Annotated in this window: 12 protein-coding genes; 3 read left to right on the top strand and 9 right to left on the bottom strand. The window is 71.1% G+C overall.

Annotation, left to right across the window (positions count from 1 at the left end; all coding sequences use genetic code 11):
* Nucleotides 1-531, top strand: a 531-nt coding sequence (locus tag OERS_RS21615; RefSeq protein WP_083201559.1) for a hypothetical protein, incomplete at its 5' end; no start/stop codon positions are given.
* Between the two features lie 82 nt (nt 532-613).
* On the opposite strand, the gene OERS_RS16495 is transcribed toward OERS_RS21615, so the two are convergent.
* Nucleotides 614-1,744, bottom strand: coding sequence for a branched-chain amino acid aminotransferase (locus tag OERS_RS16495; protein ID WP_056654480.1), 1,131 nt, complete (start codon nt 1,742-1,744; stop codon nt 614-616).
* Between the two features lie 205 nt (nt 1,745-1,949).
* On the bottom strand, nt 1,950-2,993 hold the full coding sequence (locus tag OERS_RS16490; protein WP_056654478.1) for a 3-isopropylmalate dehydrogenase: 1,044 nt from the start codon (nt 2,991-2,993) through the stop codon (nt 1,950-1,952).
* 278 nt (nt 2,994-3,271) lie between these two features.
* On the opposite strand from OERS_RS16490, the gene OERS_RS16485 reads away from it, so the two are divergent.
* Nucleotides 3,272-4,534 (top strand): ROK family transcriptional regulator, encoded by a 1,263-nt coding sequence (locus OERS_RS16485; protein ID WP_068627092.1) that lies wholly within the window; start codon nt 3,272-3,274, stop codon nt 4,532-4,534.
* A gap of 132 nt (nt 4,535-4,666) precedes the next feature.
* Here the strand turns inward: OERS_RS16485 and OERS_RS16480 are convergent, their stop codons facing one another.
* The 6 genes from OERS_RS16480 to OERS_RS16455 form a co-directional block, all read right to left on the bottom strand.
* The gene (locus OERS_RS16480) at nt 4,667-5,512 is read right to left on the bottom strand and encodes a PIG-L deacetylase family protein (RefSeq protein ID WP_068627090.1); all 846 of its coding nucleotides are present in this window, start codon (nt 5,510-5,512) and stop codon (nt 4,667-4,669) included.
* Complete coding sequence (locus OERS_RS16475) at nt 5,509-6,057, bottom strand: ASCH domain-containing protein (RefSeq protein WP_068627088.1); 549 nt, start codon at nt 6,055-6,057, stop codon at nt 5,509-5,511. Before OERS_RS16475 ends, OERS_RS16480 begins: the two co-directional genes overlap by 4 nt.
* A 419-nt stretch (nt 6,058-6,476) precedes the next feature.
* Nucleotides 6,477-7,505, bottom strand: coding sequence for a ketol-acid reductoisomerase (gene ilvC, locus OERS_RS16470; RefSeq protein WP_056654464.1), 1,029 nt, complete (start codon nt 7,503-7,505; stop codon nt 6,477-6,479).
* A 90-nt stretch (nt 7,506-7,595) separates the two neighbouring features.
* Nucleotides 7,596-8,120: an acetolactate synthase small subunit gene (gene ilvN, locus OERS_RS16465; protein WP_056654462.1), complete on the bottom strand. Its 525-nt coding sequence runs from the start codon at nt 8,118-8,120 to the stop codon at nt 7,596-7,598.
* 20 nt (nt 8,121-8,140) lie between these two features.
* Nucleotides 8,141-10,060: an acetolactate synthase large subunit gene (locus OERS_RS16460; protein ID WP_056654460.1), complete on the bottom strand. Its 1,920-nt coding sequence runs from the start codon at nt 10,058-10,060 to the stop codon at nt 8,141-8,143.
* Nucleotides 10,061-10,500: 440 nt separating this feature from the next.
* Nucleotides 10,501-12,318 (bottom strand): alpha-glucosidase, encoded by a 1,818-nt coding sequence (locus tag OERS_RS16455; protein ID WP_082848725.1) that lies wholly within the window; start codon nt 12,316-12,318, stop codon nt 10,501-10,503.
* A 131-nt stretch (nt 12,319-12,449) separates the two neighbouring features.
* Here OERS_RS16455 and OERS_RS16450 point away from each other — a divergent pair, with 131 nt between their 5' ends.
* Entirely contained in the window at nt 12,450-12,914 is a 465-nt protein-coding gene (locus tag OERS_RS16450) for a GatB/YqeY domain-containing protein (protein WP_056654456.1), read from the top strand.
* A 187-nt stretch (nt 12,915-13,101) separates the two neighbouring features.
* Here the strand turns inward: OERS_RS16450 and OERS_RS16440 are convergent, their stop codons facing one another.
* Complete coding sequence (locus OERS_RS16440) at nt 13,102-14,046, bottom strand: alpha/beta hydrolase family protein (protein WP_068627080.1); 945 nt, start codon at nt 14,044-14,046, stop codon at nt 13,102-13,104.
* Nucleotides 14,047-14,128: the final 82 nt, after the last annotated feature.

Genomic DNA, 14,128 nt, shown 5'->3' with positions numbered 1-14,128 from the left:
TCCCCCGGCCATCCCCAGGGCGTGCCGCCGGCGATCCCGCCCGTGGTGCCGCCCGACCCGCGCGCCGACTTCCCCCCGCCGCACGAGCCGGTCAACCCCGCCGACCCGCGTCTCGCGGTCGAGGTGGGCCGCTTCTGGGCCGGTGCAGCCGCCACGGCCCTGGTCGCTGCTCTCATCGGCCTCGTGGCGGTCATCATCCTCGAGCGCATCTTCTCGTTCACGCTCGTGCCGCCACCGGACATCTTCACGACCGGCTCGCACCAGGCGGCGTTCGCGATCGACGGGGCGATCCTGGCACTGCTCGCGGCAGGCCTGCTGCACCTGCTGATCCTCACGACGCCCCGGCCGCGGGCGTTCTTCGGCTGGATCATGGCCCTCGTGATCGTCGTCATCACGGCGCTGCCGTTCGCCTGGACGTCGGACACCACGTCCGCCGCGCTTTCCGGGCTCGTGAACCTGCTGATCGGGGTCGCGGTCTGGTCGCTGCTCGCGGGGGTCGCGGGCAGGACGATCGTGCGCCGGGCGGTCTGAGCCCCCGATACGCCGCGTGCGGGGCAGCTCTCGCCGATCGGCGAGAGCTGCCCCGCACGCGGCGGGACGTCGGCGACGAACCTCAGGCCAGGCGCGTCATCCAGCCGTGACGGTCGGCCGCACGGCCGTTCTGGATGTCCGTGAGCTCGCCACGGATCGCGAGCGTGAGCTCACCCGCGCCGCCGTCGGCGATCGTGTGGTCGAAGTTCGACCCGCCCAGGCGACCGATCGGGGTGACGACCGCCGCGGTGCCGCACGCGAACACCTCGGTCACGGCCCCCGACCGGATGTCGGCGAGGAGCTCCTCGAGCGGGATGCGACGCTCGTTCACGTCGTGCCCGCGGTCGGTGAGGAGCTGGATGATCGACGAGCGTGTCACGCCCTCGAGGATCGAGCCCGTGAGCTCGGGCGTCTCGACCGAGCCGTCCGCCTTGACGACGAACACGTTCATGCCGCCGAGCTCCTCGAGGAAGGTGTTCGTCGACGAGTCGAGGAAGCAGACCTGCTCGAAGCCCTTCTCCTGGGCGAGCGTCTGCGGCAGGAGGCTCGAGGCGTAGTTGCCGCCGCACTTGGCGTCCCCCGTGCCTCCCGCGCCGGCGCGGCTGTACTCGCGGTCGACCCAGATCGAGACGGGCTTGACGCCCCCCGAGAAGTACGGGCCCACGGGCGAGGCGATCACGAGGTACTCGGCCTCGAGCGAGGCGCGCACGCCCAGGAACGACTCCGAGGCGTACATGAACGGACGCAGGTAGAGGCTCGCCTCCTCGCCGTCCGGGACCCACTCGATGTCGGTGCGCACGAGCGCGGTGATCGAGCCGATGAAGTCGTCGACCGAGAGCGCCGGGAGCGCGAGACGGTGGGCGGAGCGGGCGAAGCGGGCTGCGTTGGCCTCGGGACGGAAGGTCCACACGGACCCGTCCTGGTGCCGGTACGCCTTGAGACCCTCGAAGATCTCCTGGGCGTAGTGCAGGACCGCGGTGGCAGGGTCAAGCTGGAGCGGACCGTACTTCTCGATGCGGCGGTCGATCCAGCCGTCGGTCGCGTTCCAGCTGATCCGGGCCATGTGGTCCGAGAACACGGTGCCGAACTTCGGGGCGGCGATCGCTGCGGCCCTCGCCTCGGGAGAGGTGGGGGTGTCCGAGGGGCGGATGTCGAAGAGCGCGACGAGGTCCTCGGCCGAGGAAGCGGGCTGCGCTGTGAGGGGGGAAGTCATGTCATGGGCCTTTCACCTGGCGACCCGGGTGGGTTCCTCGCCTAGTTTTCCATGACGGAGCGCCTCGTGGCGCCCGCAGGGCGGGCGAGAACTCCCGGGTCTTCGAAGAGGACGTGGGAGCGGTGAGGACGGCAGAGGGTGTGCGCCGCCGCCCGGCCCCCGCAAGAGGGGGCGGACGGCGACGCGACGGCGTGTCGGGGACCGATCAGCCGGCGACGCGGGCAGCGAGCTCGCGCCCTACCTCGGCCGTCGACCGTACTCGGCTCCCCCGCTCGGCGAGGTCCGCGGCGACCGCGGCCTCGACGCGCTGCGACTGCTCGGTCAGGCCGAGGTGGTCGAGCAGCATCGCGACGGACAGGACCGTGGCGGTGGGGTCCGCCTTGCCCTGGCCCGCGATGTCGGGGGCCGAGCCGTGCACCGGCTCGAACATGGAGGGGGCCGTGCGGTCCGGGTTGATGTTGGCCGAGGCTGCGAGGCCGATGCCGCCGGTGATCGCGGCGGCCTGGTCCGTCAGGATGTCGCCGAACAGGTTGTCGGTGACGATGACGTCGAATCGCGACGGGTTCGTCGTGAGGAAGATCGTGGCGGCGTCCACGTGCAGGTAGTCCGTGGTGACGTCCGGGAACTCGGCGTTGACGGCCTCGACCGTGCGACGCCACAGGTGACCGGCGTGGACCAGGACGTTGTGCTTGTGCACGAGCGTCAGGTGCTTGCGGGGGCGTGCCTGGGCGCGGGCGAAAGCGTCGCGCACGACGCGCTCGACGCCGAACGCGGTGTTCACGGAGACCTCGGTCGCGATCTCGTGCGGCGTGCCGACGCGCAGTGCGCCGCCGTTGCCGACGTACGGGCCCTCGGTGCCCTCGCGGACGACGACGAAGTCGATCTCGCCCGGGTCCGCCAGCGGGGACTTCACACCGGGGTACAGCTTGCCCGGGCGGAGGTTGACGTAGTGGTCCAGCGCGAAGCGCAGCTTGAGCAGCAGGCCGCGCTCGAGGACGCCCGACGGCACCGTGGGGTCGCCGATCGCGCCCAGGAGGATCGCGTCGTGGGTGCGGATCGCCGCGAGGTCCTCGTCGGTGAGGGTCTCGCCGGTCGCGTGCCAGCGGCGCGCACCCAGGTCGAAGGGGGTCGTGGAGACCTTGACGTCGGAGCCCGTGAGAGCCGCCTCGAGGACCGCGAGGCCCTGCTCGACGACCTCGATGCCGATGCCGTCTCCGGCCACCACTGCCAGTTCGATGTTGCGCGTCATGCGATGAACGCTACGCCCGGGCGCCAGTCCTCGGGACGCCCATCTCACGCCTCGAACGCTCCGAACCGCGCGATCCGCGGACTTCCGCGCCTCGCAGCAAGGCGGCGCGCCTGGACGCGCTCTCCTCGACGAGCGCCGAGGCCCTGCGGCTCGACGATGGTGTACAAGAGGTCCGCACGGGGCCTCGCAGCCGCCCCCACGTCTCAACTTGCACAAATCGCCAGAGTAGGTAACTCTTAGGAAACTTTCCTAAGACGCCGGCAGAGAGGCCGAAAGACGTGTCCCGCACGCACATCCCGGGGACACCGGGACTGCTCCGCACGATCAACGACCGCGCGGCGCTCGAGCTCCTGCTCGACACCGGCCCCATGACGCGGTCCCAGATCGGCGACCTCACCGGCGTCTCCCGCCCTACATCCTCCCAGATCGTCGCCCGCCTCGAGGCCGCTGGGCTGATCGAGGCGACGGGAGCGGTCCAGGGCGCGCGGGGTCCGCAGGCCGTCATGTACGCCGCCCGCACGGACGTCGTCGTCGGCCTGGCTCTCGACGTCCTCCCGACCGGCGTGCGGGCGAGCGTCGTCGATGCCCGCGGGAACGTCCTCGGCTCCGCCGACGTCCCCACGTCCGCGGAGCGCACCGCGGTCCGCGACGTCCGCGCCGCGTGGGACGCGGCCTGTGCGGACGCGGGCGTGCCGGTCGAGCGCGTCGGCACGATCGTCGCCGGGGTCCAGGCCGCGGCCGACCCGGTCAGCGGCGACCTCTGGCTCGTGGGCGACCTGCCGGGGTGGCCCCTGCTCGGCGTCCGCACCCTCCTCGAGGAGGAGTTCGGCGTCCCCGTCCGGATCGAGAACGACGTCAACCTCGCCACGATCGCCGAGCGCGACGCGGGCCGCCGCACCGAGAAGAGCTTCTCGTTGCTGTGGCTCGGTGGGGGCATCGGCCTCGGCACGCTGATCGACGGATCGCTCCACCACGGCGCGACCGGGGCTGCGGGCGAGCTCGGCTACCTGCCGGTCCCCGTGACGGTCCGCGAGTACGACGACCACTCGATGAACCTGCAGGACCTCGTGGGCGGTCGCCGCTTCGAGGAGCTCGCCGCACGGTACGGCGTGCCGGGCACGACGTACGCCGAGGTCCTCACGGCCATGGCCGCCGAGCCCGACAGCCCCGCGGTCGTGGCGCTCGTCGAGGACTTCGGACGGCGCGTGGCCGCCGTGGTGCAGCCGGTCGTCGCGGTCGTCGAGCCGCACCTGCTGGTGCTCGGCGGCCCCACGTGCATCGCGGGTGGGCAGCGGCTCGCGGACGCGACGCGCAGCCACCTTCTCGACACCGAGCAGGGCGTGGCGCCCATCGCTCCGACGCTGGTGCCGGTCGCCCCCGTGCTGCGCGGGGCCGAGGCCGTCGTCGCGGCCGACGTCCGCTCCCTCCTGCTCGACCGGGTCTCGCTGCACCTCGCGGACCACGGCGCACCGCCCGTCACGTCTTCGGCGGTCCGTCCCAGCACGACGACCGGCGCCCTCGCGCCCTCGCACTCGGGGTAGTTCCTCTCACCTGCCCCGACGGGTGGTGGTCGCGGCCTGGGACGGCGACCACCACCCACCCTCACGCAGCCGTCGCCGTCCTGGCCCGACGGCGGAGCGCACCTCGCGCCGTCCGGTCGCCGCGGTCTCGGCTCACCCCAGCAGTGCGCGCACCTCGGCGGCCGTGGTCGCCCGCCCGTAGTCGGCGAGCTGGAACGACTCGGCGTACTCCCCCACGGGGTCGAGGCCCGCTGCGGCGACCGCCGCGCGCACCTCGGGCTGGGTGCACAGGTACGGCGCCCAGTGCTCGAGCACGAACTCCCGCTGCCCCACGGGGTCGCTCGCGGGCGGCACCTGGTCGAGCAGCCCGCGCTGCCAGGGCGCGAACTCCAGGAACTGCGAGGCGTGAGCCAGGCAGGCCCGCAGCTTGGCCTCGATCGTGCTGCTCACGTCCACCACCACGTCGTGCCGGTGGTGCGCGAGCGCGTCGTGGTCCGGCATGAGCAGGCACACGGGTGGGGTCTCCAGCGCAGGGACGCGCGGCACGACGTTCGCCAGCCCGACGACCGAGACCGCCTCGCGCACGAGGCGTCCGGCCGCGCGGTTGTCGAGGTGGCCGGGGCACTCGTCGTGGAACGTGACGACCAGGTCCGCCTGCCAGCGGCGGATCCTGGCGACGACCTCACGACGGAGCGCGATGCTCGGCACGAGCTCGCCGTCGTGCTCGTCGAGGATCTCGTACTCCTGCACGCCGAGCTCGCGCGCCGCGGCGAACGCCTCGGCCGCTCGCCGTCGCGCGAGGGCCTTGCGCGGAGTCGACCAGTGCCCGGCGTCGCCGTTCGTCAGCGACAGGAACTTCACGCCGTGGCCGGCCAGGGCGAGTCGTGCGGCGATGCCACCTGCGTACTCGTCGGGCTCGTCAGGGTGCGCCGCGACGACCAGGACACGCAGGCGGTCTGCGAACAGGCTCGGGACCGCATGCGGTTCGACCGGGGTCATCGCGGACGCGGGAACCGGAGCTCGAAGCGCTCGCAGACCACGGGCATGTCCTCGCGGAACTCGTGGCCGACCAGGACCCTCGTGAAGTAGTCGCGATGTCCGGCACGCCATGCCTCGAGCGACCGGTCGTCCTCGCCCTCGGCCGCCGCGAAGTCCGCGTCGACCTGGTCGAACGGCACGATCTCGACGGACGTGGTGCGGATCAGCGCACGTGGGTGGCCGTCGCCGTCCAGGATGATGGACAGCTCGCCGACGGCCGGGACCGGGGTCTCCTCGTCGTACTCCCAGTGCGAGGACGAGGTCGCGGTCTTCTCGCCCGAGAGCACCGCGTGGAGCAGCCCGTCGGCGAGCTCCGGGTTGTCGCCGAACGACCACGCGGGGGGCGGCACGGTCGCGGAGACCCCGAACCCGGTCACCACGCCCACCTTGCCCTCGCCGGCGCGCACCCGCGCGGTCTCCCAGAACTCCAGGAGCTCTGCTGCTCGCGGGTCCTCGCTCGTGCCGGCGCTCGTGCCGTCTGCCCTGCGGTCGATGTCGTCGCTCATGCGTCCATGGTGGACCACGGAACGCCGGACTGCCCGTCTTGTCGCACTTTCACCGGCGGATGTCGCACAGATTCCACCCGGCCGACCGTCTCGCCCGACCAGTACGTCCCCTTGGCGAACCGGCACGGCACCCCCGGCGCGAGCACCTGTCGTCCTGGCGGACCGACCCGTCACCCTCAACCGAGCCCCGCCGCCCCCCGCACGACCACGGACGGAGCCGCGACCCGAGCTCCCGAGGAGGCACCGCCGTCGGGCACCCGCGCGCGCACGGGCGACCCGACAGCACAGAGGCGGGCGGCGCCTGCCGCGCGATCGTGGTCGGGTCTGGCGGGAGGCCGCCAGGCCGGATGGAAGATCGCGCGGTAGGTGCCGCCCGCCTCGAAGGTGAGCCACTCACCCCGCGTGAAGCGAGGCGAAGGTCAGCGACCGACCGAGCCCTCGGTGTAGTCGTCGTCGCCCGACTTCGCCCACGCGAACATCCCGCGCAGCTCGCGGCCCGTGGCCTCGATCGGGTGCGCCTCGCCCTTGGCGCGGAGCTCCTTGAACTCGGGGGCGCCCGCGTCCTGGTCGTCGATGAAGCGCTTCGCGAACGCGCCGTTCTGGATGTCCCCGAGGACGGCCTTCATGTTCTCCTTGACCCGCGGGTCGATCACGCGGGGACCCGAGACGTAGTCGCCGTACTCGGCCGTGTCGGAGACCGACCAGCGCTGCTTGGCGATGCCGCCCTCCCACATGAGGTCGACGATGAGCTTGAGCTCGTGCAGGACCTCGAAGTAGGCGATCTCCGGCTGGTAACCGGCCTCGGTGAGCGTCTCGAAGCCGTACTGGACGAGCTGCGACACACCACCGCACAGGACGGCCTGCTCGCCGAAGAGGTCGGTCTCGGTCTCCTCGGTGAACGTCGTCTTGATGACGCCGGCACGCGTGCCACCGATCGCCTTCGCGTACGAGAGCGCGATGTCCCACGCCTGGCCCGACGCGTCCTTCTCGACGGCGATGATGTCGGGGATGCCACGGCCCGCGACGAACTCGCGACGCACCGTGTGGCCCGGCGCCTTGGGGGCGACGAGGATGACGTCGACACCCTCGGGGGCCTCGATGTAGCCGAAGCGGATGTTGAAGCCGTGCGCGAACGCGAGGGTCTTGCCCGGAGCCAGGTTCGGCTTGATCTCGTCGTTGTAGATCGAGCGCTGGTGCTGGTCCGGCGCGAGGATCATGATGAGGTCGGCCCACTGGGCGGCCTCTGCGACCGTCTTGACCTCGAAGCCCTCGTCGGTCGCCTTGGCGATCGACTTGGAGCCTTCCTTGAGTGCGATGACGACCTGGACGCCCGAGTCGCGAAGGTTCTGCGCGTGCGCGTGCCCCTGGCTGCCGTAACCGACGACCGCGACCTTCTTCTGCTGGATGATCGAGAGGTCGGCGTCGTCGTCGTAGAAGAGCTCTGCCACGGTGTTACTCCTTGGGTTCTTGAGGTGGTGACGAACACGATAGTTCGACGTCGGTGGGCGACGTGGGGGTGTCCACCGGGGGGGACTTGGTCAGGCGGACCGGTGGGCGCGGTCGAGCGCTCGGTCGGTGATGGAGCGGGCGCCGCGGCCGACGGCCACGGTGCCGGACTTGACGATCTCTCGGACGCCGTAGGGCTCGAGCGCCCCGAGGAGGGCGCTCAGCTTCTCGGGGGTACCCGTGGCCTCGATCGTCACGGCGTCGGGGACGACGTCGACGACCTTGGCACGGAACAGCTCGACGACCTCGAGGACGCCCGTGCGGTTGGCGCCGTCGGCGCGGACCTTGACGAGCAGCAGCTCGCGCTGGACCGACGAGGCCTGGTCGAGCTCGACGATCTTGATCACGTTGACGAGCTTGTTGAGCTGCTTGGTGACCTGCTCGAGCGGGTTCTGGTCGACGTCGACGACCACGGTGATGCGCGAGATCTCCTCGTGCTCCGTGGGGCCCACGGCGAGCGAGTGGATGTTGAACGCGCGCCGGGCGAACAGGCCCGCGACGCGCGTGAGCACGCCGGGCTTGTTCTCCACGAGCACGGAGAGGGTGTGACGGGACATGGTTGCGGCTCTCCCCGGTCTCAGTCTTCGCGGTCCCACGCGGGCGAGATGCCGCGTGCGTACTGGATGTTGTCGTTGCTGACGCCCGAGGCGACCATGGGCCACACCATCGCGTCGCGCGAGACGTTGAAGTCGACGACGACGGGACGGTCGTCGATCTCCATGGCGCGCTTGATGGCCGCGTCGACCTCGCTCTTGGACTCGACCCGGATGCCCTCGCAGCCGTAGGCGTCGGCGAGCTTCACGAAGTCCGGCACGCGCTGGGTACCGCGGCCCGTGTGGAGGTCGGTGTTGGAGTAGCGGGACTCGTAGAACAGGGTCTGCCACTGGCGGACCATGCCGAGCGAGGAGTTGTTGATCAGCGCGACCTTGATGGGGATCTCGTTGATCGTGCAGGTCGCGAGCTCCTGGTTGGTCATCTGGAAGCAGCCGTCGCCGTCGATCGCCCAGACGGTCTTGTCGGGCTGGCCGACCTTGGCGCCCATCGCGGCCGGGATCGAGTAGCCCATGGTGCCGAGGCCGCCCGAGTTGAGCCACGTCTTGGGGTGCTCGTAGCGGATGAACTGCGCGGCCCACATCTGGTGCTGGCCGACGCCCGCGACGTAGATCGAGTCGGGGCCGGAGATCTCGCCCAGGCGCTGGATGACGTGCTGGGGCGCGAGGTGACCGTCCTCGGGCTCGGAGTAGCCGAGCGGGTAGGTCTCGCGCCAGTCGTCGATCTGGTGCCACCAGGCACCCAGGTCCGGCTTGCCCTTGACCGCGTGCTCGCGCTCGAGCTCGGGCACGAGGTCCGTGAGCACCTCGCGCAGGTCGCCCACGATCGGGACGTCGACCTCGCGGTTCTTGCCGATCTCTGCCGGGTCGATGTCCGCGTGCACGGTCGTGGCGTTCGGAGCGAAGCTCGACAGCACGCCGGTCACGCGGTCGTCGAAGCGTGCGCCGAGGGCGACGATGAGGTCGGCCTTCTGGAGCGCCGCGACCGCGGGGACGGTGCCGTGCATGCCGGGCATGCCGAGGTTCTGGGGGTGCGAGTCGGGCAGCGCGCCGCGAGCCATGAGCGTGGTCACCACGGGGGCGCCGGACAGGTCCACGAGGCGGCGCAGCTCGGCCGAGGCGCCCGAGCGGATCGCGCCGCCACCCACGTACAGCACGGGGCGCTTGGCCGTCGCGAGCAGGCGCGCGGCCTCGCGGATCTGCTTGGAGTGCGGCTTGGTCACGGGGTGGTACCCGGGCAGCTGGAGCTCCTGGGGCCACGAGAACGTGGTGCGGGCCTGCATGGCCGACTTCGCGATGTCCACGAGGACCGGCCCGGGACGCCCGGTCTGGGCGATGTGGAAGGCCTCGGCGATGACGCGCGGGATCTCGTCCGGGTCGGTCACGAGGAAGTTGTGCTTGGTGATCGGCAGGGTGATCCCGACGATGTCCGCTTCCTGGAAGGCATCGGTCCCGATCAGGGACGCGCCGACCTGGCCCGTGATCGCCACGAGCGGGATCGAGTCCATGTTGGCGTCGGCGATGGGCGTGACGAGGTTCGTCGCGCCGGGGCCGGACGTCGCCATGGTCACGCCGACGCGACCGGTCGCGTGGGCGTAGCCCGAGGCCGCGTGGCCGCCGCCCTGCTCGTGGCGCACGAGGATGTGGCGGAGCTTCTTGGAGTCCATGAGCGGGTCGTACGTGGGCAGGATCGCGCCGCCGGGGATGCCGAAGACGACGTCGACACCGGCTTCCTCGAGGGAGCGGACGATCGACTGCGCGCCCGTGACCTCCTCGGGCCCGACGACGGAGCTCACCGCACGCTCGCCGGGCACCGCAGCGCGGGCTCGGCTCTCGGGGCGGGCTGCGACGCTCGCGGGGGACGGGGCTGGCTTCGGCGCCGCGGCCTCGCCGGCGGGCGCGGGCGCGCCCTGCGTCGGCGGTGCCGGGTGGGGACCCTGGACCATCGGTATCTCCTGTTTCTCGGTGGCGGCTGGCTGCCACCGGCTGGATCGAGCTCACCGTGGTGGTGCTGGTACTGCTCTTGCTGCTGGTGCTGCTCTCCGTGCTGTGCGGTCGCGGTGTGGTGCGACGAGGTGGCCGCTTCCGGGGCGGGGTGTGCCCGGAGGGAGGGGCCGTGACAGTCGTGGTCGTGACATGAAAAAACCCCTCGTACCCGGTGAGGGCTCTTCGAGGGGTGAGCGCGCTGACGAGACCTGGTTGCTTGGCCTCAGCCGGCGCGCTCAGGAAGTACTACGAGAAGGATCGTCTGCACGTTGTGCACACTACGCCCTTGCCCGAGGGATGTCATGCGTCGAGCCGGACGTCTCAGGGAATGGGACGTCCGGCCCGACGGCGGTGGCCCGCCCGGGTGCGACGGGGCTCCTCCCGGCGGTCCGGGACGGGCTCACGACCTCCTGAGGACCACGCCTTCCCAGGCGCGCAGCACACCGGCTCGGCGCGCGGCCGCGTCGTCGTGCGTCGCGATCAGCACCTCGGCGCCCTCCCAGCCGGCCAGGACCTCCGGGGGAACCTCCTGCTCGGCGCCGCCCACGTTGACCAGGACGAGCAGCTCGTCGCGCGACGCCGTGCTCGCGGCGGACGCGACGCCGTCGGGCCCCTCGGTGGGCGCGGGCAGGTCGAGCGTGCGCGTGAACGCGTAGACGGCCTCGTGGTCGGGCGCCAGCATGTGGAAGTCACCCAGGGCCACGACCGGGACGTCGTGGCGCAGCGCGACCAGGCGGCGGTAGAAGTGGAAGACCGAGCCGTCGTCGGCGCGCTCGGCCTCCGCGTTGATCGTGACGTGGTTGGGGTTGACCGCGAGCCAGGGTGTGCCCGTCGTGAAGCCCGCGTGCTCCGACGCGTCCCACTGCACGGGCGTGCGGGCGTTGTCGCGGCTCATGGCGCGCAGCGCGACGAGCATCTGCTCCTCGGTCGCGACGCCCGCGTCGACCAGCTCGTGGAAGTGCCCCAGGGACTCGATGTCCTGGTACTGGTCGATCGACGTGAAGCCCGCGTTCGTCATCCCGAGCTCCTCGCCCTGGTAGACGTACGGCGTTCCGCGGTGCAGGTGCAGGAGCAGCGCGAGTGCCTTGGCCGAGGCGACGCGGTGCTCGCCGTCGTCCCCGAACCGCGACACGATGCGCGGCTGGTCGTGGTTGTTCCAGTAGAGCGAGTTCCAGCCGCGCTCCGCGAGCCCCACCTGCCAGCGTCCGAACGTCGCCTTGAGGTCGGTCAGGCGCAGGGGCTTGACGTCCCACTTGCTCGATCCGTGGTCGATCCCCACGTGCTCGAACTGGAACACCATGTCGACCTCGTGGCGCTCGGGATCCGTGAAGAGCACGCCGTCCTCGATCGTGACGCCCGGGGTCTCCCCCACCGTCAGGAGCTTCTCGGGCCGCCCCGCGAAGACCTCGCGGTGCATCTCCTGCAGGAACTCGTGCACCCGCGGACCGCTCGTGTAGTACGGGCTGCCGTCGCCGTACGCGCCGTAGTGGACCTCGCCGTCGGGCAGGCCCGGGACCTTGCTGATGAGGTTGATGACGTCCATGCGGAACCCGTCGACGCCGCGGTCGAGCCACCACGTCATCATGTCGTGGACAGCCCGGCGCACGTCCGGGTTCTCCCAGTTCAGGTCCGGCTGCTTGCGCGAGAACAGGTGCAGGTAGTACTCGCCCGTCGCCTCGTCGTACTCCCAGGCGGGGCCTCCGAAGAACGACCGCCAGTTGTTGGGCTCCGCCCCGGGCGTGCCGGGCTCCATGCCCTCGCGGGCCGGGCGCCACCAGTACCAGTCGCGCCGGGCGTCGGTGCGCGAGGCGCGCGACTCCCGGAACCAGGCGTGCTCGTCCGAGGAGTGGTTCACCACCAGGTCCATGACGACCCGCAGGCCCCGGTCGTGCGCCGCGGCCAGCAGGCGGTCGAAGTCCTCGAGCGTCCCGAACATCGGGTCGATGTCCTGGTAGTCGCTGATGTCGTACCCGTTGTCGTCCTGCGGCGAGCGGTACACGGGCGAGAGCCACACGACGTCGACGCCCAGGGCCACGAGGTGGTCGAGCCGTTGCTCGATCCCGGGCAGGTCGCCGATCCCGTCGCCGTCCGAGTCCTGGAAGGACCGCGGGTAGACCTGGTAGACCACCGCGCTCGTCCACCAGGGCGGCTCTCCTGCGGACCAGCCGCCGACCGGTCGCGGGGCAGGGGCAGTGGCCGGTTCCGTCGATGCACTCACGTCGTCGAGCCTCTCACCGCTGCCGGTGGGGTGCGCGCCGGGACGCGCCGGGCGGGCTCTTGCCGCCCCGGGCGGCGGCGAGAACCGCAATGGCGTAGGACCGGAGGCCCCGCACCAGGCACCATTGACCCATGACCACCACCATCGAGCGGCTGACCGCCGACCTCACCACCGCCATGAAGGCCCGCGACGACTTCGCCAAGAACACCCTCCGCCAGGTCATCGGCGCCGTCCGCACCGCGGAGAAGTCCGGCTCCGCGGCGCACGAGCTCAGCGACGCCGAGGTCCAGACCGTCCTGGCCGCCGAGGTCAAGAAGCGCCGCGAGAGCGCGCAGATCTACCTCGACGCCGACGCGCCCGAGCGCGCCGAGAACGAGACCGCGGAGGCGGACTTCATCGAGAAGTACCTGCCCGCGAGCCTCACGCCTGCCCAGCTCGACGCGCTCGTGGCCGACGCGATCGCCTCGACCGGCGCCTCGTCCATGAAGGACATGGGCAACGTCATGAAGACCGCGACGGCCGCCGCGAGCGGCATCGGCCGGGTCGACGGCAAGGCGCTCTCGCAGGCCGTGCGTCAGGCGCTCGCCGCGCTCTGAGTGCCGGCCCGCTCCGGCTCGGTCGACCGGGCGACGACCACCCTGGGCTGGCAGGAGCAGGCCGCGAAGTGCGCGTACGCACGACCGTTCCGGACGACGACGCGATCCGCGGAGGGACCTGCGGAGTCGGCGGCAAGACCCCTCGAGACCGCCTGATGGCGAACGGCGGGGGTCTTGCCGTCATGCACTACTTGCTGTCGACGTGAGCGACCGGATCGTTGCTCTCAATGAATGCAGTGCGGACCGCAGGCCAGCTGGTCTCGTCGACGTTCAGGGCGGTCCGAAGGTACGCAGTGCTCATCCGCTGAATGATGGCGACCCTCTCCGGGTTCTCGTCGGTGGTCTCGGCGACTTCGTGCCCGACGATCCCTCCCAGCGAGTGCTCGGCTCCGTGGAAGGTGAGGAGGTCGGTGGCGCCGGGGCTGCAGGTATAGGCGTCGGTGAACCAGTCGGGTCCGCGGCTGGACATCGTGGACTGGTCGTGGTCGCCGGCGATGACGAGGGTCGGCGTGGTCAGCTCCTGGAACGAGGGGCGCATGAACGGGAAGTTCGCCTGTGCGAACGGGTGCAGGTCATCGCCGCCGACGCCGGTCGCGGCGAAGAGAATGCCCGCGGCGACACGCTCGTCGGACATGTCTTCGCCGACCTGGCCCGTTTCGTCGAAGATCCGTGCACCGAGGAGCGCCTGCGCGGTCTGTCCACCCCAGGAGTGACCGGTAGCGGCAACCTGGCTGCGATCGATACGGCCGGCGAGCCCTGGCACGGCGGCCTCGATGGTGTCGATCTGGTCGAGGATGCGTGCGAGATCCGCGATCCGCTCGGTCCAGATTCTCGGAAAGACGGGGTGGTCGAACCCGAAGCCGTTCCGGCGAGAGTCCAGGTGCGTGGGCTGGATCACGACGAACCCTCGAGAGGCCCAGAACGCGGTGAGCGGCGCGTACCCGTCGAGGTTCCATCCGTTGCCGTGGGAGAACAGCACCACGGGTAGGTCTGTGCCGGTCGCTGGTGCCGAGACACGCACCTCCAGCGGGACCGGTCTGCCCGGCGCAGACAGTGCGATCGGAGCGACCGACACGACCGGCCTCCCGGCACCGATGATGCCGTCCAGCGTGCTGACGATTGATGAAGTCATGAGAAGTACCTCTCCGAGGAGCTGCGCTCTGCGATACTTGGTTATCGGAGCAACGTTCCGCAACGTTACGGAACATCGCTCC

The sequence above is a fragment of the Oerskovia enterophila genome (assembly GCF_001692445.1).
GTDB lineage: Bacteria > Actinomycetota > Actinomycetes > Actinomycetales > Cellulomonadaceae > Oerskovia > Oerskovia enterophila.
This window is presented reverse-complemented; position numbering and strand designations above follow the sequence as displayed.